Genomic DNA, 22346 nt, shown 5'->3' with positions numbered 1-22346 from the left:
GACCTTCCCGGTAACTGACCTGGCGGGCAGGGCGGGACAGCACCGACAAGCTGCTCTTCGTCGTCCCAGGCAGCCGGTTGATGAGTGCGGGCAGCCGTCGGCCCGTTTCGTCTCAGCGTGTCGGCTGGACCCAGAAGGCGTCGCTCTCCAGGAGCCGGTTACGGTTGTACCAGCGCTGCCGGTAGTTGCCCTCGTTGGTGTTGGAGGTCAGGGGAACCGTCTTCGTCGAGAAGTCCTTGTTGCGGTGCGCCCCTTCATAGGTCGACGCGAAGGGGTACTCGTCGCAGCTGGCCGCCGGGCTCCTCCCGCAGGCCGCCCTGCGGTTGAGGTCGTTGAGCGTACCGTCCCTCGTGACCTTGAGCGCCGGTCCCCGGCCCTGCAACCCCCACGCCTGGTTCAAGCGGCGCTGCGCCTCCGTGATGTGCTTCGCGACCGGTCCGTACACGCTGTGGCTGCGCGAGACGAAATACGTCGGCTTGAAGTCCGGGTACACGCAGCCGCCCTTCGTCTGCGGGCTGACCCATCGCGTGTTGTCGCAGCGGACGTTCAGCTCAGGGCCCACGGAGTGCGCAGGCACGTTGGTGGCGTTGGGCGCCGTCAGAGCGACGAACGTCAGCATCTTGTCCACGATGGTCACGTCGTGCGGTGACGAGACCGTCATCGCGAACGTCTTCGAGATGTTCGGCGGCAAGGGCTGCGGCCACTGGCGGCTGGAGGTACAGGCCCCGCACCTCAGGCCCACGCTGCCCTGGATCGCCAGCGCCATGGGCCCCCGGGGATCCGTGATCTTCAGTGTGACGTTGTGCTGCCACTTGTGGCGGTTGCGCGGGTCGAGCTTCACCTTCACGTGGACGTGTATACGGGCTCGCCCTTCGACCTTCCCCGTCGCATCGTTCGTCAGCTCGACCGGAAAGGTGTTCCGGTAGCAGTGCGAGGTGCGGTTGAGTTTCGCGGACCCCTCCCTGCAGCTCACCGGCTTCGGCTCGTTCGGGTCGGCGGCGGCAGCCGCCGCGTCCGCGTCCTCCATCGCCAGAGGCGTGTCGGCGGCCGGTGCGCCTACGGTCACGCTGACCGCTCCCGCCCCGACCACGCCCCGGTCCACCGGGGCTGGGGTTCCGGCCTCCGCAATGGCGGCGGTCGGCAGGATCAATGCGAGTGTTGTTGCTGCTGTGAGGGCTGTCGTGAGAGCCGGGCGTCTGTGACGCCACACCGAGGGGCCCATGGCAAACTCCTCCCCGTTGTCCGCCGCACAACCCCGAAGAGCCTTGTGCCCCTGGGGGCGCGGCAGGCAGACGACGGTACGAGCGGTCGGCCGACTCCTCATCAAGCAGCGTGCCGACTGGCCGGTTCCGCCGCTCGGTATGGCGAATTCCGACCCAACCCTTGCAGCTACGGGGTGAGGCGGGGGCTCTTCTCCCGTCGCGGATGCCGGTGGGTTCCGCATGCCCGACCGTCCGATCCGATCAGATCAGGTCCGCTCCGCCCGCAGGAAGCACCTGGGGCAACACGGGTCCGGCCTTCCCCGGTGAGCAGGAGCCACGGCATTACGCTGCACAGCGTGACAACCACAGCACCCAGTCACGTCTACTACTTCGAGGTGGGGACGGGAGTCTGGCGAGGGACGTTCACCTTCCGCGTCACCTCGTGGCGGCGTTTCCTGCGCGCCCGGGGGATCGGTGCGAAGAACCGGTTGCTGGTCATCGCCATGGGCGTGACCCAGTGGCTCACCGGCGCGTCCCGGCTGGACTCCGCCATCGTGGCCAAGCCGTGCGAGGGAGCTTTCGGAGAGGCCGACAACACGGTCAGGATCTCGAAGGCCGACCGGGGCGCACTCGCCGGGGAGCTGGTGTGCGACTGGGCGAAGGCCACGGAGAAGGCTGCCCGGGTCCCTGCAGCCGGCAGCACCACCGGAGACCGCCCATGACGGCCATGGGCTCCTCCAGCTCCTCCCCCGCCGAGAAGGTCGCAGACGTCGTCCGCGGCCTCGCGGACCATGTGAGGCGGTACGACGAAACACGCGACCCCCGTGCGGTGTTCGCCTACACCTACTACCGGCTCACCTCCAGCCTGGCCGCGAGCCTGCGTACGAACGCGCTCTCGTTCCGGGAGCCGCACTGGGTCGCCGACCTGTCCGTCTCCCTCGCCTCCGCCTACTTCACGGCGATAGCGGCCATCGACGCCTGGCTCATGAGCCGGCCACCGCGCCGGGACACTGTCGTCGACCCGGCGGATCTGCCGGAGACCGTTCCGCGGCCATGGCGCGACGTATACGCCGCCTCCACCGCCCGGCGGTCCTACGTCCTCGAGGACGTGCTCTTTTCCATGATGGCGCACATGTCCTACGACCTGCCCCTCGCCTTGCGGTCCCTGAACGCCCAACGGAGCAACCACGAACACATCGGCGACTTCCACCGGATGAATGAGCTGCTCGCGAAGTGCATCGACGAGGTGCAGGACGACCTGGCCGACCGGTACTGCCGCGGTCTGCGCTCCCTGGACCGGCTGTTCACCCGCGACGACGAGCTCCTGACGAACTACGGCATCCGCGTCGTCCGGGGCCTCGCCTGGTTCAACTGCGACCGGCTCCTGGACCCGGCATCGGCCGCCGAGGCGACGGGCTCCATCAGCAGGTCCACAGCCGCTCTCATCGCGCGCATCCGGTACCCGGACGACTGGAAGCTGCGCTGCGGCACCCGCCTCCTGCGCCTGCTGATCCCTTCCCGCAGGCAATGGCCCCTACCGGGCACGGCCCTCGACTGATGCGACACGGGCTCCGGCCGCCGGCGGCACCGGGCACCTTCGCTACGATCACACTGCGCGGCCCCGCGTGCCGGAGCCTGCCGCTCCCGGTCGGAGCCGCCGGTGGATCACTCAGTTCTCGCCCATCATGCGGTACATGCCGATCGAGTCGTGCGCGGCGGTATCTGCGAAGCCGAACTTCTCGTAGAGGAAGCGTGCGGGGCCGTCCGCGATCAGAGAGACGTAGGCGGTGGCGGGCGCCCGGCGCTCCAGTTCCTCGGTGAGCGCGGCCATGATGAGCCTGCCGAGGCCGCGGCCCTGGTGCGCAGGGTGCACGCATATGTCGACGATCTGGAACGCAGTACCACCGTCGCCGATGATTCGCCCCATGCCGATGGGCTCGCCCTCGTGGTGGAGGACCACGCCGTGCCACGTGTTGGGCAGGGCGAGTGCGACGGCCTCGGGGGTTTTGTCGGAGAGACCGGCATCCGTGCGCAGGCGGCGGAAGACCTCGACGGAGGGCACGCCCGCACGCAACTCGTAAGGGTCACATGAGTTATTCATGTGTTACACGCTACAGGGTGTGCGATGGGCTGCCCCCACGGCCTGATCGCACTGGACAACCTCTGGTCCGTCATGAACGCCGCCCGCCGGCCGGTCGAGGATTGCATCGCACCGACCGCCCATTCACGCTCGACAAGCGCAAGGGCCCATTCCGTATTTCCGCACGCAGAAATCACCGAGCAGGCAGGTGACAGGAGCGATGGGCCCATTACCATTCCCCCACGGGGCGAGCGACGCGACCGCCCCACGGGGGAGTTGGTCGTCATGCCACTGAAGACATACGGCGTGCTCATCGCACGCGCAGTCGACGCCCGCCGAGAGGGTGCCGCCGACACGCCGCACTATCAGATCCATCTCACAGACGATCACGGGACGCACTACCGCATCGCGGTGAACGTACAGTCGCAGGAGCAGCCGTCCGAGCTGCTCTACCTCGTCCACGAGGACTTCCGGCATCCTGTCACCGACCGCCTCACAGGCCTCGCCGGCGGCTGGAACAGCCTGCCGCCGGGGCCCGGCGGACCCAATCTCGACTTCGTCCGCGGAAACCTCTTCGACCCGTCGAAGATGCGGACCCTCCCGCCCGACATCGACGGACCCGACAACGACCTCGCCGACATCCTCGACCACTACGTGCGGGACGCGGTCGAGGACCCCACGGCCAGACTGTACGCCTTCGGCGAGCGCTGGGGCCCCGAGCAGAAGGTCAAGGACAAGGTCTTCGGGTTCCTGCCGGGCAATGGCGTCCACGACATCCACATGAACCAGGGCAACAGCCCCAAGTTCCGGCGGAGCGACGGGGTATGGCAGGACGGCGGGTTGCTGATCCACTTCCCGGGCCGGTCCCGCTGGGTCGCCGTGTTCCTCGCCTTCCAGAGCCAGCAGTGGAAGACAGATGACGTCACCGGCCACGCACTCCCCCCAGGCGGCGGCACCCGCCCCGAGCCGGACAGCCAACCGGTACGGATCGTGGCGGCCCTCGTCAACCCCCGCGGTCCGGCACCGGAGCAGGAGAACGTCACCCTCATCAACGCCTCGCCCGGCCCTGTCGACCTGACCGGATGGCGCGTCGTCGACCGGCTAGGCCACGGCGGCACCGTACCCCCGGGCCCCCTTGCCCCGGGCGCCTGCCTGCTCGTCCCGCTCGCCAACGGCGCCCAGCTCGGCAATCGCGGCGGGGAGATATCCCTCCTGGACGCCGACGGCAGCAAGGTACACGGCGTCTCGTACACGGCGGACCAGGCCGGGCGCGAGGGCTGGTCCGTGGTGTTCTGAGCACCTCCGATCCGGTGCGGGGCTGCCTGCCGGCCAGGCCCCCTTGGAAGAGCGCTTTCGGCATCCGTACGACGGCTGGGTCATCGACTCCTCCCACGGTTTCAGCCAGCCGTTCGTCGAGGCAGCCTGAATCGGGGTGCTGTGCTCACCGGCTCACCCGGCTACGTCACTTTCCCGGTTTCCTCCGGCAGCATCATCCATGTGCACGAGGACCGTTCCTTTGAGGCCTTTCAGGCCTTCCCGCAGCTGACCGACACTACTGTGAACGCGAAAGCGCGAAGGTGACAAGGAGTCCGGCTATGGCACTCTCCCGCAGGCGGCGGGCGATCGTCGCCTCAGTGTTCCTCGTGGCGACGGCAGGATTCTGCCTCCCCTCGGATGCCTCCAGTCCAGCGCCCAGTATCAAGGAGGTGGCGCAAGGGGCGCAGACCGGTCCGGTGAAAGTGGCTGTCTCGGGCCCCGTACAGGTCAACTTCCGTGAAGTCACGATTCCGCCGGCCGGTTCCACCGGGAAGCACTGCCATCACGGCCAGCTGGTCGGCGTCGTCAAATCCGGCACGCTCACCCACTACGCCCCCGTGTACCCGAGTGGGGTCCATGTGTACCGCACGGGCGATTCCATCACCGAAGGCACGGGATACGTCCACGAGGGGCGCAACGAGGGATCCGCTCCCCTGGTTCTCTGGGCTACGTACATGACTCCGGAGGGGAAGCCTCTGGCGGAAACGGACCTCGCCCAGTGCGATCGGCTCCGCTGAGCCCGTAGGGAGCATCGATGCGCAACCTCAGGCCCGGTGAATCGATAACTGAGGCATGAAGCTGTTCATTGCTCTCAGTGCTCTCAGTGCGGTCATGCTCGGCATGACCGCCGCACCCGCCCACGCCGCCGGCGCCGACGATCCCCTCGCTCCCGTACAGAAGCTCTCGACCGGCGTCCAGTCCACAGTGTGCCGGCAGGACCTCACCATGGTGCCGGTCGCCAGCCAGTACGCCGGGGTGGTGAAGGAGGCCTGCGGCAGCACGGGCAGCCCCCACGCCGGCCGTCCGCAGCGCTGAGGCGGTCAAACCGCGTCGGCAGCTACTGGTTCAGCAGTTCCTCGGCTTCCTCCCGCGTCATCTTGACCGCCTCCGCGAACGGGATCCCCTTCTCCTTCAGGGGGCAGCCGGGATAGTGGTCCGACCTTTCACCGTGAGCGGCGCCGCACAGAGGGCACTGCCGGGAAGGCGCGCTTGGCATCACTGTTCTCCTTGCTGCTGTGTCGAGTCGAGCCGGGCCGGGCCGGGCCGCTGCCGAAGAACCGGGGGCGTCATCTCCGGCCCCCCGGCCATGCCCTGGCGACACCTATACCCACAACGGTGGCGGCCACGGCTCCGGCAGCGGTCCAGCGCCATACGGGCGTGGCCTCACGGTCCGGCGGTACCAGCGCCAGGATGCCGCTCACTGCCAGGAGTACGAGCCCCAGGTTGAAGCAGCGCATCGCGAGACGTATTCCTTTGAGCCACCTCGCGAACTGGCTCTGCTGCTCCCTGACCAGTTCTTCGTTCAGTTCCGGAGGGAGCATGTCCAACGGGCCCCACCAGTCCTGGAGATCGTTGCGGGAGTACAGGTGACCGCGGGCGCTGACCCCCCACACCATCGCCACGATCATGAAGATCACCGTAAGGACGAGCGCGAGCAGCAGGGGGTCCGCCCAGCGGAACACGTCGCGTTGCTCGATCACCACTCCCAGCAGGGTGATGCTCGCGCCGGCCAGAAGCGGTGCCGCGATCGTGAGCATCTCGTCGGAGGCGACCGGCCAGCCGAGCGGAGCAGGCTTGCGCCACGAGAAGGGGTTCTCCGACGCGGCATGACGCTCGGTCATTTCTCAGCCTCCCGGCCCGGCGGGACGCTCAGAAGGTACAGCACGCCTATTCCGGGCGGCACAGGCCGAACCGGCCACCGTTCCGGCACGGCTCCGCCGGTTCCGGTCCCCGTGTGGTGGCGCGGGCGGCCCGCCGGGCAGTAGCACAGCAGGCCTGGACCAGCCCGTACCGGACCACATGCCCCGCCTGCCTGCCCTGACCGCTCCACTCGCCCACGGTCAGGACGCGTGACGATGCCTCACGAGGTGGTCACGCTCCAGGAGGCGGGCAGCGGGCCGCCCACCGCGCCGATCCGCATTCCCGGTCCGTTCCCGGCAGGGTGCCGTGCTGATGCCAGGGTCGGCGAGAGGCTGCAGCTGCAGGGGTTCGGTCAGCCGGGTTGGAAGAATGCAAGCAATTTCTGGCTGGCGTCCGGCGACGTCAGGATTTCCTGAACGTGCGCGGACTGCCGGCCAGCGGCGCTGGTGCGTTCGAACATTTCGCGTTCGTATTCTTTGACGGCGGCGGGAAAGTCGTCCGGGTGCGCGGCCAGCGCGAGGCCGAGCAGTGCGCCGTCGAGCAGCGCCATGTTGGCCCCCTCCCCCACCGGCGGCATCAGGTGCGCGGCATCGCCGAGCAGCGTGACATCTGGTGCCGATGGCCAGGTCAGGCCGACCGGGAGGGCGGTGATCGACCGTGGCACGATCGTGTCGTCGCAGGCGGCGATCAGGGCGGTGAACCGTGGGTCCCAGCCGGCGAACAGGTCGATCAGCCGCATCCGGGCGGCGGCCGGGTCGTCGAACGGGATCCCGCTGGTGGCGAACCAGTCCTCGGCGGTGTTGTAGAAGTTGAGGCCGATGCGTACGCGGCCGTCGCCGTTGCGTTGCGCCGCCAGGGATTGTCCGTTGCCGAGCGCCCAGTAGTTGCCGCGCCCGACCATCGCCGCGAGGTCGGGGTAGGTGCGGTCGATGTCGGAAATGCAGAGCTCGACGACGTTTTGACCAATGTGCACTGGTCGAGCGTCGGTGAGCAGTGCGCGGACCCGGGAGTTCGCGCCGTCAGCGCCGACCAGCAGGTCATACGTCGCGCTGCTGCCGTCGGCGAAGTGCAGCAGGTCGTGGTCGGCGTATGCGAACGCGTGCCCCCAGCGCACCACGTCCTCGGGGAGGGAATCCAGCAGCAGGTTGCGCAGATCGGCGCGGTCGACCTCGGGTCGCTCAAGCGGGGCACCCTCGGGCGTGTCCTCCTGTAGCAGCAGGGTGCCGTCCGGCTCGAGAAGCCGCATGTCCTGGCCCTCACCACGGGCAATCGCGTAGAACTCGTCGATCAGACCGGCCTCGCGCAGCGCCTGCTGCCCCGAGTGGATGTCGAGCATGCCGCCCTGACCGCGCGCGCCGCGTGACGGTTCGCGTTCGTACACGAAGGCGTCGATGCCGTTCACGTGCAGCACGCGGGCGAGAGCCAGGCCGCCGAGGCCGGCTCCGACGATGGCGATGGTCATGGTTGCCTCCCCTTCGATACGCCGTACCGACATACGCCATACCGACATACGCCGTACTGACCAATACACTGTATCGCCCGATGCGGTGTATTGTTAGCGGCATGTTGGTGTGGGAGAGGCCGGAGCCACCGAATCGACCCGTGCCGGCCCCGCTGAGCCGAGAGCGGATCGTGCGAGCGGCGATCCGGTTGGCCGACGCGGACGGCCTGGAGGCGGTGTCGCTGCGCAAGGTCGCCGCCGCGCTGGGCGTCGGGCCGATGCGGCTGTACAGCTACATCGCCGGCAAGGAGGAGTTGCTCGACCTGATGGTCGACGCGGTCCATGCCGAGATCCGGCCGGTCGGAGACGGCTGGCGGGAGGTGCTGCGGTCTCTTGCCGAAACCACCCGGCAGGCCGCTCACGAGCACGAATGGCTCGCCGATCTGCTCGGTGGGCGACCGCAGCTCGGGCCGCACGCGCTGGCCAGGGGGGAGGCCGTGGTGGCCGCGCTGGGCGGCGTCGACGTCGACGCCATCATGCCGGTGGTCACCGCGGTCGACTCGTACGTGATCGGCGCGGTGCGTCGGGAGATCGCCGAGCGGCGTGCCGAGCGGGCCACCGGGATGGACGAGAAGCGTTGGCAGGCCTCACTCGGGCCCTATCTGGAGCGGACCTTCGCCACCGGCCGGTTCCCCACGCTCGCCACGGTGGTGCGCGATGCCGCCCACCTGGACGCCGACCGCACCTTCCGGATCGGCCTCGACTTCCTGCTCGACGGCATCGAAGCCCGCATCTCAAGGTGACGCGTTGAGGCGATGGCCCGGCCTCTGGACCATCTCCCGCACGGGGTGCTGAGGTCAGCGGGCGGCGCGGTGTGCGTAGACCGTGAGAGTCAGGTCCTTCACCGCGACCGTGGCCTGCTCGACGTCCAGGCCGCGGTCGATGGCCTCCAACGCTCCGGCCGCCGCAACCCGCACCCGCAGGGGCAGGCCGTCGTAGGCGCAGACCCGGTAGGCCAAAGTGCGGCGGGCGTCGCGTTCCTCCTCGCTCACCCCGTCAAGGGTGAGCGGGAAGACTGCCGCCTGGTAGGTCGCGATGCTCACCAGGACCGCGTCGGCAATCCCCTCCGCGTACCCGTCGGCCGGCACGGCCTCGGTTCGGAAGAAGGACGCTACCTGACGGCGGGCCAGGAACGACCCGATCCCCGCACCCAGGCCGGCCGCCGTCGCGGCGACCACTGCCGCCGGCCGGCCGCCTACGAGAAGACCGAAGCAGGCTCCGCCCACCGCCGCGCACGTCACCAGCACGAAGGTGACCAGCAGATGTATACGGGCGGTGAACTGGGACATCATGCCCAGCAGTATGCACGCGATCACCGCCCCCCTAGACAAACGCGACGGCGGCATGGGTTTCCGCGCCGACGAGCGTGGACGCACCAAGGGGGCGGCGGGCGCCGGCCCGGCTGGGGCTGTCCGTCACCTGAACAGGCGGTCGCCGCTGGTGGCCATTCGGTGGGTGGTGCTGTGGCGGTTCACCCAGTCACGGATGAGGTTGATGGCGTTGGCGCACTGCCAGCCGTTGTCGTACTCGTGCTCTCCGGTGAAGTTGCCGTAGCCCGCGATGATGCCGTCCACGCGCGCGTCGCCCAGCAGTTTGTCGACGTACCACGGGTCGTTGTAGGTGGTCGTCCAGGACAGCGTGGCCGCGAGTTGTCCGGCGGCACGGTCCTCGGCGCCCTTCTTCAGTTCCGCGCACGTGTTGTAGGTGGGTTCCGTGCAATTGCCGAACCCATTGGGGATATTGCCATCGCCGTAGTCCATCACCCGGCGCCCGGCCGGGAATCCGGAACCGGACCGGTTGAAGGCGTTGCGGACCTGGTCGCGGGTCCCGGTCGTCGTGATGCCCTCCAGGCTGCCGAGCTTGCCTTCCAGGCTCTTCCAGCCCCGGCCGCCGATGTCCGGGTTGCTGCCGCCGTGGTACTCGTAGAAGCCGTAGAGCACCTGGATCCCGGCAGCCGTCAGCCTCTGCGCCTTGTCGCGCAGTCCGGCGACGCTGCATCCACGGTTCTGCTGTTCTCCGCAGTAGTTCGGGTCCTTGATGTCCAGCCAGACCAGTCCCAGTCGGCGCCCTGCTTCGGCGTTGGAGACGATGCGGTCGATCATGCTGTCGAAGCTGGGGCCCCGCCTGTTGTCACCGGCCGAGGAACAGTCGTGGTAGGCGCGCCATTCGTTCGGGTTCCACCAGGCACAGACGTCGATCTCGATGGCGTTGGCACCGTGGTTGAGCGCGGCGTCCACGCCGTCCAGGGTGTCGACCCGGTGCGCGATGGCGTAGATCGCGTGACGCTGATCGGCTGCTGCCGCCGGGCTCGTACCGAGCGCGGTGCCACCGATGATCCCGCACAGCGCCGCCATCAGTGCCGGCACCATCCGCGGGCCGGTGCCCTGTCGAAGGTGAATGGTCAAGAAAGGCACTCCTCCATGTCGGTGCCGTCACCCGGCACATCCCGAATCTCTCCGTCCGCACCAGGTCTTCGGACGTGGTGCCTGGACCACCCGAGCTTGCGGGGTCATGGCTGCCGGCCGCCACGAAGGGCGGAAACTTTGGGACGCTGGAACGCGAAAGTGAGCTCTGACCAGCGGAGGAGTGAGCGGCCTGGAACGCCCGCCTGGAACGCTCCGGGCCGCACTGGGGAGAGCCTGAGCGCGTCGCTCGTTTCCGGTGCGAGGTATTGGGGCACGTCGTACCGCCGCCGCCGGAGGGGTTTGCTACTTGGGGCGATTTCGATCGCTCGCTACCGCCCGAGCGTCAGGGTTCGGCGTTCGCATGCATTGGTCCCTCGGGTGTGGGCCCGCGACTGTATTTCCAGCGCGTTCCGGAAGGCAAGGTCGTCAAGAATCGGCTGCATCTTGACGTGCGGGTCGGCACCGGGCTCGTGGGGGAAGAGCGCCTGGCCGCGCTTGAGGCCGAATGCGCACGACTGATCGCGCTCGGCGCGGTACGCGTGCGACTGCTGCGTGCCGATGGCAACAACGAGTCGTGCCTCGTGATGCAGGACATCGAGGGCAACGAGTTCTGTCTCGACTGAGGGGCCGCGAACGCGGGACCTTCGCGAGTCGACTGGTGGTGCAGTTCGCGTGCGGCACCACGATCACGCGGAATCCCTGGTGACTCTCGGTCTCTTCGGCCGGCGGCCGACGTCTCATCCGCGCTCGCGGAGGTACGTGTCCAGCTCTGCGGCACCGGTCAGCATCGCCCGTCCGCGGGCGGACAGCCGGCCGCGCCAGGCGCACAGTGCGGCCTCCAGCGGCTCCAGCCCGCCGGCCGCCCGTACCTGGGCGATCAGTGGGGCGATCTGCTCCAGCAAGTAGCCGCCCCGCCTGAGCTGATGGGCAAGCCGGGCGTCTCGTACGTCGGCCTCGTCGTAGACGCGGTATCCGGTCCGCTGGTCGCGGCGCGGGCGCACCAGCCCGGCGCGCTCCCATTTGCGCAGCGTCGCGGGCCGGATTCCGAGATTCCCTGCCAGCGGCCCGATGAACGTGCCGCCGGGCCCGGACGCCGCGGCCGACTCGGACCCCGCAGCGAAATCGGGCCCCGCTGCGGGCTCGGGTGCCGTGGTGGGCTCCAGGTCTCGGAGGGCGCTCTCCACGGCCTGGAGGGTCCGCCGGTCGTCGAGGAGCTGGGCGTGGCTCTCGTCGATGAGGCACAACGCCTCATCGACCGCACCCTGGTTCACCGCTTGCATGATCGACGTCGCCGTCCGGTGGCCGTGGCCGGGGACCAGGGCAAGGAACGCGCGCAGGGCCCCCGCGTGCAGCGAGGTATAGGTGCGGTAGCCGTGGGGCGTGCGACCGGCGGCCGGAAGGATGCCGACCTCCTCGTAGTTCCTGATCGCCTGCGTGGACAGACCGTGCCCGCGTGCCAGATCAACCGGCCTGAGCCGTTCACCGCTTTGAAGGTTTTGCCCCATGTGGCTGACGATATCGCGCAAAAGTTTCAACCGAAGGTTCAACGATACCGTTGAAGGCATGGCTACCGACATCAAGGACACCGCTCATGCCGTCGAGGCCGCCGCCGTCATGAGGCTGCTCCCCGCCCGGCCCCGGATGCTCGCCCTGGGCGAGCCCACCCACGGCGAGAACGCTCTGCTCGACCTGCGCAACGAGCTCTTCCGGCAGCTCGTCGAGGAGGAGGGTTACCGGACGATCGCGATCGAGAGCGACTGCATGATGGGCCTCGTCGTGGACGACTACGTCACCTCCGGCACCGGAACCCTCGACGAGGTCATGGAGCAGGGAATCAGCCACGGCTGGGGCGCCTTTGCGGCCAACCGCGAACTCGTGCGTTGGATGCGCGCCTGCAACGTCCGCGCCGACAAGGAAGGCAGGCCCGCGTCCGAGCGGCTCCGTTTCGCCGGTTTCGACGGCCCGCTGGAGATCACCCACGCCGCGAGCCCCCGGCAGGCCCTCACCGCACTCCACGACTACCTCGCCGCCCGGGTGGACGCGGACCTGCTCCCCTGCACCGCGCAAACGCTCGACCGCCTGCTCGGCACCGACGACCAGTGGACCAACCCCGCCGCGATGATGGACCCGTCCCAGTCCGTGGGGCAGTCGGCCGAGGCCGGCCGGCTGCGACTGCTCGCCGACGATCTGGTGGCGCTGCTCGACGCGCAGACGCCGCACCTGCTCCTGACAACCTCGCGGGACGACTTGGACCGGGCGCGCCTGTACGGGCGCACCGCGACCGGCCTGCTGCGCTACCACCACTGGATGGCCGACACCTCACCGGCCCGCATGACGCGGCTGTGCGCGCTGCGGGATTTGATGATGGCCCACAACCTCCTTGCGGTCGCCGCTCGGGGCCCGGCACTCGTCCACGCCCACAACTCCCATCTCCAGCGGGAGAAGAGCACGATGCAGATGTGGCAGGGGCCGGTGGAGTGGTGGGGCGCCGGTGCGCTGGTGAACGCCCGGCTCGGCGAGGGGTACGCCTTCGTGGCCACGGCTCTCGGCACGATCCGGCACCGGGGAGTGGACACCCCGCCGCCGGACACCGTCGAAGGGCTGCTGTACGCGCTCCCGGAGGACCGCTGCGTCATCGACGCCCCGCGACTGGCCACCGCCCTCGGCGACACGCTGCCCGCGCCCCGCGTATCCCCCTGGTTCGGCTACTCCCCGCTTGACCCGGCCCACCTGGCGAACAGTGACGGCATCGTGTTCGTCAAGGACGTCGTCCCGCAGAGCCAGGAGCGGCGCGCCGAGGCCGGCGACTGATCGGTGGCCTCGTGGGTCCCGCACTGACGAGCACAGGCTCAACCGGACGGCGTGACCGAGGACCACACGCCGAACCACTGCTCGGCGCCGTACTCCTCGAACCGCTCCACCTCGGTGAACCCCAGTTTCGCCGCGAGGCGCATCGAGGGGGCGTTGGCGGTCCGGGTGCACAGCACCACCGGCTCGGTGGGAAGTGCGTCGGCGAACCAGTCGAGTGCCGCCGCGCATGCCTCGGCGGCGTACCCGCATCCCCACGCCTCCGGCAGGAACATGTAGCCGAGCTCGGCCTCCTCGGCATCCGGGCGGACATGGCCCGGACGTTCCGCGTCGCGCCGATCGAGCGTGATCATGCCGATCATCGCTCCGTCGAGATCGATCACGAAAAGGCCGGGACGCCGCCCGGGCACCTCAGGCACGGCCCGTTCGAGCTCATCACGTGGTCGAGGGCCACCGATGTAGGTGCCCACCTCCGGCGAGGAGAACAGCTCGATGAAGGCCGCACGGTCCCGGGCCTCCGGCTCGCGGAGCACGAGCCGCTCGGTCCTGATCGGGGCGGGTGGCCAGGCGACGGGTCCGAGCTCAGTCATGCCGGCCAACCTAACCAGCAGGCTCGGCAGCGATCAAGACTCGCGGACCGATCAACCCACCGGCCCCCGGGGGCCCGACCCTCACCAACGGAGTCTGGTCCTACGAGCCATGCCTGTCAGGGAGAGGCGCTGTCCCAGTCTTTGGAAGACGGTATGCACCACTCGCGCCATGTGGTGCCCGGCGCAGCTCAACCGGCAGGGTCCAGCGCCCGGTGGTGGTACCGGACCGCATGGAATTCCGCGAAGTAGGGCGAGTCCCCGTCCACGGGGCCGAGGTCACGTAGTACCTGGTCACCGCGTGGGTCGTCGCGCAGGAACAGCGGGATGGCCGCCGCGACCCGTACCGCCTCGTCCTCGTCGTTCAGGCAGCCGGCAAGGGCGTCCGAGGAGGTGGTGGAATCCTTGGGGGCCGTGCCGAGCGCTCTGCATGCTCCCTCGCGTACCCGGGCGTCCGCGTCCCGCGTGCACTCCATGACGGTGGTCAGTGCCTCGGGGTCCCCCTGCGCGACCAGCCGGTGGAGGCCGGAGAGGGCCCATCGCCGGACCTCCCGGTCGTGGTGCCGGGTGAGCGCCGGCAGTGGCTGCTCGGCCCGGGGATCCATCGCCTCGGACAGGCCGGCGGTGAGTGCCCGCATCACCCGTGGGTCCTCCTCGCGCGCCGCCCAGGGGAGGAAGAGGTCGACGAGCGGCCTGTCGAAGGGGCTGTCCTCGCTCTCGTCGAAGAGGTTGATGAGACGGATCACCTCGGCGCCGCAGTACCGCTCCAACGGGTTCGGGCGGTCTCGCAGGGCAGCAGCCTCCGCCCAGACGGCAGGGGCGGCATGGCGTCCCTGGAGCGTGATCGTCGTCGCCGACCACACCGGCTGGTCGACGTCCGGCTCGGGCAGGGCGCGGCCCATCAACTCCTGGAAGGTCGGTGCGATCCCGTATTCGGGCTCCAGCTCGGTGAGGATCGCCGTGTGACCGTTGCGGACTGTCAGGCCACCGAGAGACAGTTCCTCACAGACGTTCCCCCACCCGTCCACGGCCGCCCTGCGCACGACCGGCTCCGACGTACCGCTCCTGCGTCGCAGCTCTGCCTCAGCGCCCGTCACGTGCCAGTGCCGGGCCAGCGCCAGGGCGTCGCGCCCCTCGGCGTCGGTGAGCCGCGGATCCGCTCCGCGGCTGATGAGCACGGACGTGATCTCGCAGGCGCCACGGTCTGTCGCGCGCAGCACAGGAGTACGGCCGTCAGCGGCGACGCAGTTCAACTCGACGGGGCGGTCCGCCAGCATCAGCTCTTCGACGACCGGAAGGTCGAAGGCGTCCACGGCCAGGCACAGTGCCGGAGTGCCGTACTCGTCAACGGCATCGGGGTCGGCGCCCGCAGCCAGCGCCGCCGCCACGGCCTTGGCGTCCCCGCTTCGTACCGCAGCTATGAGCGGATTCTCACCCATATCCCCGTTTCCACCTCTCATCTCATCCCGTCCCGGGACCGTCAGGCACCGATCCGGTGATGACGTATGACGTGCCGCTTTCACCTGGGATTCGGCATTGCCCGGCATCGCAGTAGCATCGGCCCTCCGTAGATGATCACATCGGCTGGCCCTGTTTCTGCTCCGGAGCAGGCGAGGGGGCGGCCAGGAGGGCAGAAACGTGTCGCGTGGAACCACGTCCTGGCTGGCGGCGAGACGTGCGGAGCGGGCCTGGCTGGACGCCGTCGGGCTGCTCGGGCAAGGGCACACCGAGCGGGCGGCGGTGCGCTTCGCGGATGCGGTGCGCGAGGACCCGACCGCGGCCGATGCCTGGCTCGGCCTGCACGCGACGGGTCAGCGCCAGGACGAGGCCCTGGCCGCCATGGACCGGCACGCGGCGCAGTTCGGTGTCCTGCGGGCCAAACACAACAAAACCCTGGCGTCCCAGTTCCCGATCGGCGTGTTCGTCAGCTTCGCCCTGGAGACGAGCCGGGACCTGTGGCTGGCCACCCGGAGCGCCCTCCTGGACGCCGGGGCCCTCGACGAGGCCTGGCAGACGCTGGTGGAGGCGGAGCTGGACTGCGACGAGACGCGCTTCGTCGCCACGCGGCACGCCTACCTCTCGGAGGACTGGGACTGGGTGCTGTCCTGCTCGACCGGCATCGAGGATCCCATGCTCAGCGCCGAGGCGCAGCTCTACGTCGCGCAGGCTCTCATTGCGCAGAAGGTCTGGCACGAGGCCCTCAACACCCTGGACCGGCTCTCGGAGGAGGCCGAGGCGGGCAGCCCCTTCGACGCCGAGCTGGCCTACTGGAGCGGCCGGGCTCACGAGGGTCTGGGAGCGCAGGAGGAGGCCCTCAAGGACTACCAGTACTCCTTCCGGTACTGGCCCACGCTCTACGACGTGGAGGAGCGGGCCCAGGTGGTCCGGTCCGGGGCCGGCTCCGCCGCCGTGGCGGCACAGCAACGCTCGGGCCTGCTCGCCGAGGCGCGGGCCGAGCTCGACGCGATGATCGGCCTCGAGTCGGTCAAGCGCCAGGTCCACACCCTGATCGCCCAGCTGGAGATGGCCAAGCTCCGCGAGGAGCAGGGCATACCCACCCGCACCCGGCCGCAGCACTTCGTCTTCGCCGGCCCGCCCGGCACCGGAAAGACCACGGTGGCCCGCATCGTGGGCAAGGTCTTCGCGGGGCTCGGCCTGCTGGAGCGCGGCCACGTCGTCGAGACGCAGCGCGTCGACCTGGTCGGTGAGCACCTCGGCTCCACCGCGCTGAAGACGTCGGCGGTCATCGACTCCGCCCTGGACGGCGTTCTCTTCATCGACGAGGCCTACGCCCTGGTCAACGACGGGTACAACGGCGGTGACGCGTTCGGCAACGAGGCACTGCAGGTCCTCCTGAAGCGCGCCGAGGACGACCGCGAGCGACTGGTCGTGGTCCTGGCCGGCTACCGGCGGGAAATGGAGACCCTGCTGGCCGCCAACCCCGGACTGGCCTCACGCTTCACCACGCACGTCGACTTCCCCTCGTACGCGCCGGAGGAACTGCGGCGGATCGCCACCGTGCTGCTGGACGACAACGGTGACGTACTGTCGCCGGAGGGCGAGAGCGCCCTGGTGCAGAGCCTCGACGCTGCGGCGGGCAGGATCGACGCGCTCGGCAACGGACGCTTCATCCGCAACCTCTGCCACAAGGCCGCCGCCCAGCGCGACCTCCGTCTCTCGTCCACCACCCGCAACAGCCAGCCCCTGACCCGGGAAGACCTCACCACCCTGCACGCGGCAGACGTCTTCGCGGCCTTCGACGAACTCATGGCGAGCGGGAACGGGAACACGCCCGCGGGGTGAGCGTCCGGCCTCGTCGCCCGGTTGGTGTCGGGCCGCTCCCCCACCCACGACCGACCACCCCCGAAAGGCCCCGAAACGCTATGCGCTTCAGCTTGACCTCCCGGACGTCGACCGACGGCGTCACCGAACAGCCCTTCACTCTTGGTGAGATCCCCGGCGTGCTGTTCACGCCGCAAGGAGCCACCGGCCCCCGCCCGCTGATCCTGATGGGACACGGCGGCGGCCAGCACAAGAAGGCCCCCGGCGTTCTGGCCGGCGCGTACCGGTTCGCTGCCGAGGGGGGTTTCGCCGTCGTTGCGATCGATGCGCCCAACCACGGCGACCGGCCGAAGGACGAACGGTTCGTGCAGTTCGCCGGCGACATGCGGGCCCGTATGGCTGCCGGCGAGGATCCGACCGGGCTGGTCGCGGCCATGCACGAGCTGCTGGCCGGGCAGGCCGTCGCCGACTGGCAGGCGGTTCTGACCGCGGTCCAGGGCCTCGACCACGTGGGCGCGGGCCCGGTCGGCTACTGGGGTGTGTCGATGGGCTGCGGGCTCGGGTTGCCCCTGCTCGCCACCGAGCCGCGAATCCACGCCGCAGTGCTGGGCCTGCTCGGCGTGCAGGGGCTGGCCGAGACTGCCGCCCGGGTCACCGTGCCGGTCCAGTTCCTGCTCCAATGGGACGATACGCGGGTGCCCAGGGACCGTGCCTTGGCGCTCTTCGACGCCCTGGGCTCGGCCGACAAGACGCTGCACGCCAACCCGGGCGACCACGGGGGAATACCCGCGTTCGAAACCGACGATGCGCTGCAGTTCTTCACCCGGCACCTCGGGATGCGCTCAGGTGCGTCACGTCGGGGCACGGGCAGCTCCATTTCGTAAAGCCGAGCGCATACGAGCGCACCCGAACGCGTCAAGGCGTCAGGCCGGTCCCCCGGGGCGCCCCTGTGACGGACGCCGAGCACCAAGGCCACGGCCCAGGCGGGCGGCCTTGGTCTCGCGTCGTGCGAAGACGTCCTCACGGCGGTCCGCCATCTGCCGCAGAGCGTCCTTGCGGTCCCGCTTGGACAGTCGGTCGAGGTATGTGTGGCCCAAGAGGTGGTCGGTTTCGTGTTGCAGGCAGCGTGCGAAGTAGCCCATTCCTTCGATGACAAGGGGGTTGCCGTCCTTGTCGAATCCGCGGACGACGGCACGCTCTGTGCGGGGGACCGTCATGGTGGCACCGGGTACGGACAGGCAGCCCTCGGACTCGTCAACGAGCCGGCGGCTGCCCGGGTCGGGCAGGTCCAGGACCGGGTTGATGATGTGGCCGACATGCCTGACCCCGAGTTCGTCCGGGCAGTCATAGACGAACAGCCGCAGGTCGACGCCTACCTGATTGGCCGCCAGGCCCGCGCCGTCGGCCACGTGCATGGTCAGGAACATGTCGTCGATCAACGCCGACAATTCGGGAGAGCCGAATTCGGTCACCTCCCGGCACGGACGGCTGAGGACCTCCTCGCCCACCACCGTGATCCGGCGCACGGATCCCCGTTCCGCCTCCGGTGACAGCGCGGGATAGGAATCGACCGGTCGGCCCTGCACTCGGACTCGCCGGTCTACGGGACGGGACCGGTCGTGACCAACAGACATCTCTGTCTCCCCTTCTGCGCACGCCGCATACGCCGCGGACGTCACCGCGGCCTGATGTCTCCGAGCAAGATCCGCTTGCCAAGATCTTTGCAAAGTAGCAGACTTTGCAAAGTGACTGAAGACGACCTCAACTCCCCGCCCGACCGGACCCGGCACACCGGCGGCGACGCACTGCGCGAGCACGAGGTCCGCACGGCACTGCTGGACCTGCTCGCCGAAGTCGGCACCGTCACGGCGACCGAAGCCGCCGCCCGGCTGGGCCACAGCTCCGGGCTGTGCTCGTTTCACCTTCGACAGCTCGCACGCCACGGACACATCGAGGAAGCCCCTCACCACGGGGGCCGCGCACGCCCCTGGCGCCTGAAGCAGAACAGCCCCCACCCCGGCGCATCCACGGAGAAGCAGTTCGGCGACCTGGCCCGCGGTCTGGAGGACGAGAGCTGGCAGCGATGGCTCGCCCAACGCGACCACGCGCCGGCCGAATGGCGCCACGACGAAGCGTTCAGCGCCATCGCCTACCTCACCCCCGAAGAGATGAGCCGGGTCGCGGACACCATCCGGCGGGTACTCGCCCCCTACCAGGACCGCGAGCAACGCCCCCTGGCCCGGCCCGACGGCGCCCGACCGATGGCCCTCATCACCCGGTTGTTCCCCCTGCTCCCCCACGCGGCAGACGAAGCGGACCAAGCCTGAGGACCCCGTCGCCACTCGCATCCTCGCGCGCGTCGGACGGGCTTCCGGGCGTGGAGTCGGGTCTACTCGTCACCGTGCAGATCACTCAGAAGATCAAGCCCTACCTCTGGTACGACGGGCAGGCCGAGGAGGCCGCCGCCCACTACGTCTCGATCTTCGACGACTCGCGCATCGTCGAAGTGCAGCACTACGGCGAGGTGGGGCCGGGCGCGCCGGGTTCCGTCATGACCGTCGAGTTCACGCTCGCGGGCCAGCATTTCGTCGCCCTCAACGGAGGGCCGGAGTTCACCTTCACCGAGGCCGTCTCCTTCAGCATCGACTGTGCGGACCAGGAGGAGGTCGACCGGCTCTGGGCGCGGCTGAGCGAGGGCGGGGAGGAAGGGCCCTGCGGCTGGGTCAAGGACAAGTACGGCCTGTCCTGGCAGATCACTCCGCGGCGGCTCATCGAGCTGCTGGCCGACCCGGATCGGGCCGCTGCGAACCGGGTCATGCAGGCCATGCTGGGGATGCGCAAGATCGAGATTCAGGGGCTGGAGGACGCCTATCGGGGCTGAGAGGCAGACAGGGCCCGGGCTGGAGGACAGGACTTGATTACGTGATCACGCCCTCGGCCTCCCCGTAATTGGCAGCCGGCAGTCGGCAGTCGGTGTCCCACCGTCAGGGACACTCCTGTGCCGACGACTCGTTGGACCCCGCATCATGAGGATCTTCGCCTTAAAGAAATACGCCGCGGCCGCCGTACTCTCCGTGCTCTGCGCACTGCTGCCCCCGGAGTCCGCCCCGGCCGCCGGACCTCCACGTGTAGTGGACGCACGCCCCGCCGACACCCTCAACACGGCCTTCGGAACGTACGCCGACCGTGACCGTTCACCGCACCACTGGACCGGCGGGGACAGCACGTACTCCGTGCCGACCCCGGACGGTGAACTATGGGTGTTCTCCGATACGTTCCTCGGGACCGTACAGCCCGACGGTTCACGCTCCCCCACGGTCGGCGAGGGTGGGACGACCCCCTTTCTGAACAACAGCTTCGTGCTGTGGACCGGGCGCGGCCCGCGCACGGTGACCGGCCGGGACCGGGCCGGGCAGCCCGCCTCCCCGGTGACCGGCCCGGACAGCGGGTCCTGGTACTGGGCACGCGCCGGCATCCCCGACGGCCACGGCGTGAGCGTCGTCTACGCCCGCTACGCGCGCACCGGGAGCGGGCCCCTGGACATCGCCTGGCGGGGCAACGTGCTGGCCAGGTTTCGCGCCGGCGCCTACGGCCGACCGGCGTCCGTCACCCCGCTGCCGTCCTCCGCCGGCATCGCGTGGGGTGCCTGGCTGGAACCGCAGGGCGGGCACACGTACATCTACGGGACCGAGCGCACCCCCGAAGGCCGCAGCCACCTGCGGCTCGCCCGGGTCGCCGGACGTGATCTGCGAGGTCCCTGGCAGTACTGGACGACGCGCGGCCTCTGGTCCGGTCGTGAGGCGGACGCCGGCCGGCTGGCCGGTCCCGGAGGCGCGCTGTTCACCTCGGACGAGCTCAGCGTGGTGCGGCACGGATCCTGGTACGCGCTGGTGACCCAGCGCGCGGATGTGGCGTTCAGTGCCGAGACGCAGATCGCCTGGTCCCGCTCCCCCGGTGGTCCCTTCACCCGGCCCCGGACTGTGTACACCGCACCGGAAGCCGGACCGAAGGGCACGTACCGCAACCCGAATGTCATCGCCTACAACCCCCACGAACATCCGGAACTCGAACACGGCCGCCGTGACATCGTGGTCTCCTACAACGTCAACAGTCTCGCCCCGGCCGATGTCATCCGCCGCGCCGACATCTACCGGCCCCGGTTCCTGCGCCTGACTCTCTCGCCGTATTGAGCCGTGCTGAGCCAGCGCCGCCCCTGCCCGTGGCTGCTACTGCATGATCGACCGTGGCAGGTGGGACGGCGTGCCGACGCAGGCGTAGATCTGCAGAGTCCAGCCGCGGCAGACAGACACCATCGTGGGCGCGCTGACGGCGTACGGATGTTCGTCCACGTCCTCAACCGGGCACCAGCTGCGGCTGAATCCGTGCCACTCGCTGCTGTCGACGGTCAGCAGCGCCTCCACAGGCCCGCCGCACTCATGGCATTGGAGGTCGTCGGAGCCCGCGGGGTGGCGGTAGGTGAAGTGCGAGGGCCAGCCGCCCAGCTTCCAGCCGGGAGCGACGGACAACCCTCCCCGGTAATCCACCGACCGCTCCTCCGCCCAGGTCTCCACACGCCTCGCCTGCTCGTCCGTGAGGAGGTGCACCGGTGGGAACTCCCGGACCTGTTCCGGATGCAGTGCACAGGGTGTGGGCACCTGGTCGATCTCGTCGATGTAGGCGGGCTCGGGCGGATCGGCCAGAGCTTCCGGCACGTCCGAGGACTGCCGCCACCGCAGCTGCACGGCACCCGGCTTTTCGAACTCGTCGAACGTGGTCCACAGCACCTGAAGCATGTCCGTCCCCTCGGGGCACGGGAGTCCGGATACGTCCCGGGCGTAGAGCTGTACGAGCGGAATCAGGGGCAGTGGCCCGTCCGGCAGCAGTTCCGCCGGGTACCAGACCCTGTTCCGGTCGAAGTCTTCCCTCTCCCGTCCGGTCAGCCCGTCCTGTCCGATCCCCCGTGCCCGGCGGATGTCCGCCAGCATGGTCATCGGGCCGTAGGCCCCGAGCTCCGGCTCGTACTCCGGCCAGGGCTCGTCCGCCGGCCACAGCAGCGGACCGCCCACCGAACTGTCATGGACGGTGGGGGTGCCCCGGCGCGGGTGCAAGCGGGTGGCCGTCCTGGCCAGGCCCGCCAGCTCCGGAAGCTCGGCCGCCACATCCAGCGGGCGCGGCGGTGTCGTGCGTGTCAACGTTCCCCCTCTTTCCAAGGCCGACGCCGAATCCAAACACACGCTCGCGCGCGGGGCGCCCCAGGCCGTACCGGGCGGCGACCCCCAGCGCTCTCCGGGTGCTCTCCGGGCG

General features: G+C 69.5%; 24 protein-coding genes. 13 read left to right on the top strand and 11 right to left on the bottom strand.

Annotated features, from left to right (window positions below; translation table 11 throughout):
* Positions 1 to 112 precede the first annotated feature (112 nt).
* Positions 113 to 1066, bottom strand: a complete 954-nt coding sequence (locus ACFPP6_RS33115; protein ID WP_382050179.1) for a NucA/NucB deoxyribonuclease domain-containing protein — start codon at positions 1064 to 1066, stop codon at positions 113 to 115.
* Between the two features lie 492 nt (positions 1067 to 1558).
* Between ACFPP6_RS33115 and ACFPP6_RS33110 the strand changes: the two genes are divergently transcribed.
* Together ACFPP6_RS33110 and ACFPP6_RS33105 are read left to right on the top strand one after the other, a co-directional pair.
* Positions 1559 to 1924 carry a hypothetical protein gene (locus tag ACFPP6_RS33110; RefSeq protein WP_382050177.1) on the top strand — a complete coding sequence of 122 codons (366 nt, stop codon included), beginning with the start codon at positions 1559 to 1561 and terminating at the stop codon, positions 1922 to 1924.
* Positions 1921 to 2760: a DUF5995 family protein gene (locus tag ACFPP6_RS33105; RefSeq protein ID WP_382050174.1), complete on the top strand. Its 840-nt coding sequence runs from the start codon at positions 1921 to 1923 to the stop codon at positions 2758 to 2760. Before ACFPP6_RS33110 ends, ACFPP6_RS33105 begins: the two co-directional genes overlap by 4 nt.
* 111 nt (positions 2761 to 2871) lie before the next feature.
* Here the strand turns inward: ACFPP6_RS33105 and ACFPP6_RS33100 are convergent, their stop codons facing one another.
* The gene (locus tag ACFPP6_RS33100) at positions 2872 to 3303 is read right to left on the bottom strand and encodes a GNAT family N-acetyltransferase (RefSeq protein ID WP_382050172.1); all 432 of its coding nucleotides are present in this window, start codon (positions 3301 to 3303) and stop codon (positions 2872 to 2874) included.
* 264 nt (positions 3304 to 3567) lie between these two features.
* On the opposite strand from ACFPP6_RS33100, the gene ACFPP6_RS33095 reads away from it, so the two are divergent.
* The 3 genes from ACFPP6_RS33095 to ACFPP6_RS33085 all read left to right on the top strand — a co-directional run bounded on the left by ACFPP6_RS33095 (position 3568) and on the right by ACFPP6_RS33085 (position 5634).
* On the top strand, positions 3568 to 4578 hold the full coding sequence (locus ACFPP6_RS33095) for a DUF2278 family protein (protein ID WP_382050170.1): 1011 nt from the start codon (positions 3568 to 3570) through the stop codon (positions 4576 to 4578).
* Between the two features lie 299 nt (positions 4579 to 4877).
* Entirely contained in the window at positions 4878 to 5336 is a 459-nt protein-coding gene (locus ACFPP6_RS33090) for a cupin domain-containing protein (protein WP_382050168.1), read from the top strand.
* 55 nt (positions 5337 to 5391) lie between these two features.
* A complete protein-coding gene (locus ACFPP6_RS33085) occupies positions 5392 to 5634 on the top strand; it encodes a hypothetical protein (protein WP_382050165.1) in 243 nt (80 codons plus the stop codon).
* A gap of 251 nt (positions 5635 to 5885) precedes the next feature.
* On the opposite strand, the gene ACFPP6_RS33080 is transcribed toward ACFPP6_RS33085, so the two are convergent.
* The gene (locus ACFPP6_RS33080; RefSeq protein ID WP_382050163.1) at positions 5886 to 6440 is read right to left on the bottom strand and encodes a hypothetical protein; all 555 of its coding nucleotides are present in this window, start codon (positions 6438 to 6440) and stop codon (positions 5886 to 5888) included.
* A gap of 371 nt (positions 6441 to 6811) precedes the next feature.
* The gene (locus tag ACFPP6_RS33075) at positions 6812 to 7921 is read right to left on the bottom strand and encodes an FAD-dependent oxidoreductase (RefSeq protein ID WP_382050161.1); all 1110 of its coding nucleotides are present in this window, start codon (positions 7919 to 7921) and stop codon (positions 6812 to 6814) included.
* Between the two features lie 101 nt (positions 7922 to 8022).
* Between ACFPP6_RS33075 and ACFPP6_RS33070 the strand changes: the two genes are divergently transcribed.
* Positions 8023 to 8703, top strand: coding sequence for a TetR/AcrR family transcriptional regulator (locus ACFPP6_RS33070; protein ID WP_382050159.1), 681 nt, complete (start codon positions 8023 to 8025; stop codon positions 8701 to 8703).
* A 54-nt stretch (positions 8704 to 8757) separates the two neighbouring features.
* On the opposite strand, the gene ACFPP6_RS33065 is transcribed toward ACFPP6_RS33070, so the two are convergent.
* Positions 8758 to 9252 carry a hypothetical protein gene (locus ACFPP6_RS33065; RefSeq protein WP_382050157.1) on the bottom strand — a complete coding sequence of 165 codons (495 nt, stop codon included), beginning with the start codon at positions 9250 to 9252 and terminating at the stop codon, positions 8758 to 8760.
* Positions 9253 to 9375: 123 nt separating this feature from the next.
* Positions 9376 to 10374, bottom strand: a complete 999-nt coding sequence (locus ACFPP6_RS33060) for a glycerophosphodiester phosphodiesterase family protein (RefSeq protein ID WP_382050155.1) — start codon at positions 10372 to 10374, stop codon at positions 9376 to 9378.
* 194 nt (positions 10375 to 10568) lie between these two features.
* On the opposite strand from ACFPP6_RS33060, the gene ACFPP6_RS33055 reads away from it, so the two are divergent.
* Positions 10569 to 10988 carry a VOC family protein gene (locus ACFPP6_RS33055; RefSeq protein WP_382050205.1) on the top strand — a complete coding sequence of 140 codons (420 nt, stop codon included), beginning with the start codon at positions 10569 to 10571 and terminating at the stop codon, positions 10986 to 10988.
* Between the two features lie 114 nt (positions 10989 to 11102).
* Here ACFPP6_RS33055 and ACFPP6_RS33050 read toward each other — a convergent pair whose 3' ends face one another.
* Positions 11103 to 11870, bottom strand: a complete 768-nt coding sequence (locus tag ACFPP6_RS33050) for a TioE family transcriptional regulator (RefSeq protein ID WP_382050153.1) — start codon at positions 11868 to 11870, stop codon at positions 11103 to 11105.
* 58 nt (positions 11871 to 11928) lie between these two features.
* On the opposite strand from ACFPP6_RS33050, the gene ACFPP6_RS33045 reads away from it, so the two are divergent.
* Positions 11929 to 13176: an erythromycin esterase family protein gene (locus ACFPP6_RS33045; RefSeq protein ID WP_382050151.1), complete on the top strand. Its 1248-nt coding sequence runs from the start codon at positions 11929 to 11931 to the stop codon at positions 13174 to 13176.
* A 38-nt stretch (positions 13177 to 13214) separates the two neighbouring features.
* Here the strand turns inward: ACFPP6_RS33045 and ACFPP6_RS33040 are convergent, their stop codons facing one another.
* Both ACFPP6_RS33040 and ACFPP6_RS33035 read right to left on the bottom strand, forming a co-directional pair.
* Positions 13215 to 13763, bottom strand: coding sequence for a GNAT family N-acetyltransferase (locus tag ACFPP6_RS33040; RefSeq protein WP_382050149.1), 549 nt, complete (start codon positions 13761 to 13763; stop codon positions 13215 to 13217).
* Between the two features lie 188 nt (positions 13764 to 13951).
* Complete coding sequence (locus ACFPP6_RS33035) at positions 13952 to 15199, bottom strand: HEAT repeat domain-containing protein (protein WP_382050147.1); 1248 nt, start codon at positions 15197 to 15199, stop codon at positions 13952 to 13954.
* Positions 15200 to 15398: 199 nt separating this feature from the next.
* On the opposite strand from ACFPP6_RS33035, the gene ACFPP6_RS33030 reads away from it, so the two are divergent.
* Together ACFPP6_RS33030 and ACFPP6_RS33025 are read left to right on the top strand one after the other, a co-directional pair.
* Positions 15399 to 17063, top strand: coding sequence for an AAA family ATPase (locus ACFPP6_RS33030; protein ID WP_382050145.1), 1665 nt, complete (start codon positions 15399 to 15401; stop codon positions 17061 to 17063).
* Positions 17064 to 17143: 80 nt separating this feature from the next.
* On the top strand, positions 17144 to 17926 hold the full coding sequence (locus tag ACFPP6_RS33025; RefSeq protein ID WP_382050143.1) for a dienelactone hydrolase family protein: 783 nt from the start codon (positions 17144 to 17146) through the stop codon (positions 17924 to 17926).
* Between the two features lie 39 nt (positions 17927 to 17965).
* On the opposite strand, the gene def is transcribed toward ACFPP6_RS33025, so the two are convergent.
* Positions 17966 to 18676, bottom strand: a complete 711-nt coding sequence (gene def / locus ACFPP6_RS33020) for a peptide deformylase (protein WP_382050141.1) — start codon at positions 18674 to 18676, stop codon at positions 17966 to 17968.
* Between the two features lie 111 nt (positions 18677 to 18787).
* Here def and ACFPP6_RS33015 point away from each other — a divergent pair, with 111 nt between their 5' ends.
* The 3 genes from ACFPP6_RS33015 (at position 18788) to ACFPP6_RS33005 (ending at position 21232) form a co-directional block, all read left to right on the top strand.
* The gene (locus ACFPP6_RS33015; RefSeq protein ID WP_382050139.1) at positions 18788 to 19369 is read left to right on the top strand and encodes an ArsR family transcriptional regulator; all 582 of its coding nucleotides are present in this window, start codon (positions 18788 to 18790) and stop codon (positions 19367 to 19369) included.
* A gap of 74 nt (positions 19370 to 19443) precedes the next feature.
* Positions 19444 to 19923 carry a VOC family protein gene (locus ACFPP6_RS33010; protein ID WP_382050137.1) on the top strand — a complete coding sequence of 160 codons (480 nt, stop codon included), beginning with the start codon at positions 19444 to 19446 and terminating at the stop codon, positions 19921 to 19923.
* A 145-nt stretch (positions 19924 to 20068) separates the two neighbouring features.
* On the top strand, positions 20069 to 21232 hold the full coding sequence (locus ACFPP6_RS33005; protein ID WP_382050135.1) for a hypothetical protein: 1164 nt from the start codon (positions 20069 to 20071) through the stop codon (positions 21230 to 21232).
* A gap of 36 nt (positions 21233 to 21268) precedes the next feature.
* On the opposite strand, the gene ACFPP6_RS33000 is transcribed toward ACFPP6_RS33005, so the two are convergent.
* The gene (locus ACFPP6_RS33000) at positions 21269 to 22234 is read right to left on the bottom strand and encodes a YwqG family protein (RefSeq protein WP_382050133.1); all 966 of its coding nucleotides are present in this window, start codon (positions 22232 to 22234) and stop codon (positions 21269 to 21271) included.
* Between the last annotated feature and the right edge of the window lie 112 nt (positions 22235 to 22346).

It is taken from the genome of Streptomyces aureoversilis (assembly GCF_042657885.1).
GTDB classification, from domain to species: domain Bacteria; phylum Actinomycetota; class Actinomycetes; order Streptomycetales; family Streptomycetaceae; genus Streptomyces; species Streptomyces aureoversilis.
The sequence above is the reverse complement of the archived record's forward strand: the minus strand, read 5'-3'. Positions and strand labels throughout refer to the sequence as shown.

Bases quoted from the DNA above. Each gene is read 5' to 3' on its own strand.
- ACFPP6_RS33105 (WP_382050174.1), top strand. From the start codon at position 1,921: ATGACGGCCATGGGCTCCTCCAGCTCCTCCCCCGCCGAGAAGGTCGCA.
- ACFPP6_RS33100 (WP_382050172.1), bottom strand. From the start codon at position 3,303: ATGAATAACTCATGTGACCCTTACGAGTTGCGTGCGGGCGTGCCCTCC.
- ACFPP6_RS33095 (WP_382050170.1), top strand. From the start codon at position 3,568: ATGCCACTGAAGACATACGGCGTGCTCATCGCACGCGCAGTCGACGCC.
- ACFPP6_RS33090 (WP_382050168.1), top strand. From the start codon at position 4,878: ATGGCACTCTCCCGCAGGCGGCGGGCGATCGTCGCCTCAGTGTTCCTC.
- ACFPP6_RS33085 (WP_382050165.1), top strand. From the start codon at position 5,392: ATGAAGCTGTTCATTGCTCTCAGTGCTCTCAGTGCGGTCATGCTCGGC.
- ACFPP6_RS33080 (WP_382050163.1), bottom strand. From the start codon at position 6,440: ATGACCGAGCGTCATGCCGCGTCGGAGAACCCCTTCTCGTGGCGCAAG.
- ACFPP6_RS33075 (WP_382050161.1), bottom strand. From the start codon at position 7,921: ATGACCATCGCCATCGTCGGAGCCGGCCTCGGCGGCCTGGCTCTCGCC.
- ACFPP6_RS33070 (WP_382050159.1), top strand. From the start codon at position 8,023: ATGTTGGTGTGGGAGAGGCCGGAGCCACCGAATCGACCCGTGCCGGCC.
- ACFPP6_RS33065 (WP_382050157.1), bottom strand. From the start codon at position 9,252: ATGATGTCCCAGTTCACCGCCCGTATACATCTGCTGGTCACCTTCGTG.
- ACFPP6_RS33050 (WP_382050153.1), bottom strand. From the start codon at position 11,870: ATGGGGCAAAACCTTCAAAGCGGTGAACGGCTCAGGCCGGTTGATCTG.
- ACFPP6_RS33045 (WP_382050151.1), top strand. From the start codon at position 11,929: ATGGCTACCGACATCAAGGACACCGCTCATGCCGTCGAGGCCGCCGCC.
- ACFPP6_RS33040 (WP_382050149.1), bottom strand. From the start codon at position 13,763: ATGACTGAGCTCGGACCCGTCGCCTGGCCACCCGCCCCGATCAGGACC.
- ACFPP6_RS33035 (WP_382050147.1), bottom strand. From the start codon at position 15,199: ATGGGTGAGAATCCGCTCATAGCTGCGGTACGAAGCGGGGACGCCAAG.
- ACFPP6_RS33025 (WP_382050143.1), top strand. From the start codon at position 17,144: ATGCGCTTCAGCTTGACCTCCCGGACGTCGACCGACGGCGTCACCGAA.
- def (WP_382050141.1), bottom strand. From the start codon at position 18,676: ATGTCTGTTGGTCACGACCGGTCCCGTCCCGTAGACCGGCGAGTCCGA.
- ACFPP6_RS33005 (WP_382050135.1), top strand. From the start codon at position 20,069: ATGAGGATCTTCGCCTTAAAGAAATACGCCGCGGCCGCCGTACTCTCC.